This window comes from Mesorhizobium sp. B2-4-6 (assembly GCF_006442775.1).
GTDB lineage: Bacteria > Pseudomonadota > Alphaproteobacteria > Rhizobiales > Rhizobiaceae > Mesorhizobium.
The window spans coordinates 1-1495 of the sequence record NZ_VFVI01000040.1; the positions used below are offsets into that span (position 1 = coordinate 1).

Annotated in this window: 2 protein-coding genes; both read right to left on the bottom strand. The window is 65.4% G+C overall.

Going from position 1 to position 1495, the window contains the following annotated elements; genetic code table 11:
* The coding region (locus tag FJ957_RS31690) for a response regulator transcription factor (RefSeq protein ID WP_140837562.1) at nt 1-620 on the bottom strand (620 nt) is incomplete at its 3' end.
* A gap of 20 nt (nt 621-640) precedes the next feature.
* Nucleotides 641-1480 carry a histidine kinase gene (locus FJ957_RS31695; RefSeq protein WP_140837563.1) on the bottom strand — a complete coding sequence of 280 codons (840 nt, stop codon included), beginning with the start codon at nt 1478-1480 and terminating at the stop codon, nt 641-643.
* Between the last annotated feature and the right edge of the window lie 15 nt (nt 1481-1495).

A 1495-nucleotide genomic window follows, 5' to 3' on the forward strand; every position in this document is an offset into this window, starting at 1 on the left:
CACTTCTCGAGGATCGTGCTGACGTAGTTCTTGATCGTCCCCTCGGCCAAATGCAGTTGGGCGCCGATTTCGCCATTGCTCTTGCCTTCGACGATCAGTTTGAGGATTTCGTTCTCGCGCGCGGTGAGGTCGCCGCGCAACGGCGCGCTCGCCGCGGCGTGGCGCGGACGCAATCGCTTGAATTCCTCGAGAATTTTCGCGGCGACACCGGGTGAAAGCGCGGATTGGCCGTTCGCCACGGTGCGGATCGTCGCCGCGATCTCGTCGATCCTCGAGTCCTTCAGCAGATATGCCTTGGCTCCGGCGCTGACAGCCTCGAAAATCAGCTCGTTGGTCTCGAACGTGGTCAGGACCACGATGCCGGTTCCCGGAAATTCGCGCAGGATACGCTGGGTCGCCGTGACGCCGTCGGCGCGCGGCATTTGCAGATCCATCAAGACGACGTCCGGACGGTACCGGCGCGCGAACTCGATCGCCTGCTCGCCGTCGGCCGCGGCGCCGACAATTTCGAAATCGTCGTTTTGCTGGGCAAGCAGCGTGGCAAGGCCTTCCCGGATCAATGTCTGATCCTCGGCGATCAGCACGCGTATCCTTTCGGATTTCAGGCGCGGATCGGTCATCTTGCTACACCCCCAGCTTTCTACGCACCCACGGCGCCGGACCGGTCGTTCGTTGCCGACACGGTCAGGGGAAGGGATGTCCGAACCAGCGTGCCCGCCCCTGGGGCGCTTTCCACCGCGCATTGTCCTCCCGCGAGCTCGGCGAATTCGGCCATTCCAATCAGCCCGAAATGTCCCTGTCTGGGGACGGTCCCGTCAAAGCCGCGGCCGTCGTCGCGGACGTCGACGATGAGTCTTGCGCCAGCTTCGGTTCTTTCCACGACCGCGTCGAACCGGACCCGCCGCGCCTTCGCATGCGCCTCGACGTTGCGCAACGCTTCGCCGAGGATGCGCCGAATCGTCGTCGCGTGATCCTGCAGCCCGGGGCGGGCTGCGTCAGCGATTTGCGTGGAGACCTCGATGCCGGTCTGCTGCGCGAAGTCCGACAGCATCTTCTCGACATCCGAACCCGGTTCGAGGTCGTCGGGCATCCTGAGCCGGGCGATGGCGTCGCGCGCCCGCGCCAAGCCGGTTATCGCGGCTTCCTCGGCAACCGCGAGCCCGTCCGAAACACGGGCTGGATCGGTCGCCAGGAAATGCCGTGTCAGCCGGATTTGCGTCAGCAGCGCGACGATCGAATGCACGAGCGTGTCGTGGAGGTCGCGCGCCAGGCGAAGGCGCGTGCGGGCGAGCGAGGCGAAGCGCACCTCGGAATTGGCGGCTTCGAGCTGCTGCTCCATCAAGCGTCGGGCGCGCCGCTCGCTTTCGAACATGATCTCGGCCTGGCGCGCCGTGAAGTCGGGCATCGCGATCACGACATAGTGCGATCGATCGCCATTCCACAGGATGACCGCGGTGACGGGGCGGTCCAGCCCCGGCAATTCGGCCCGAACGCC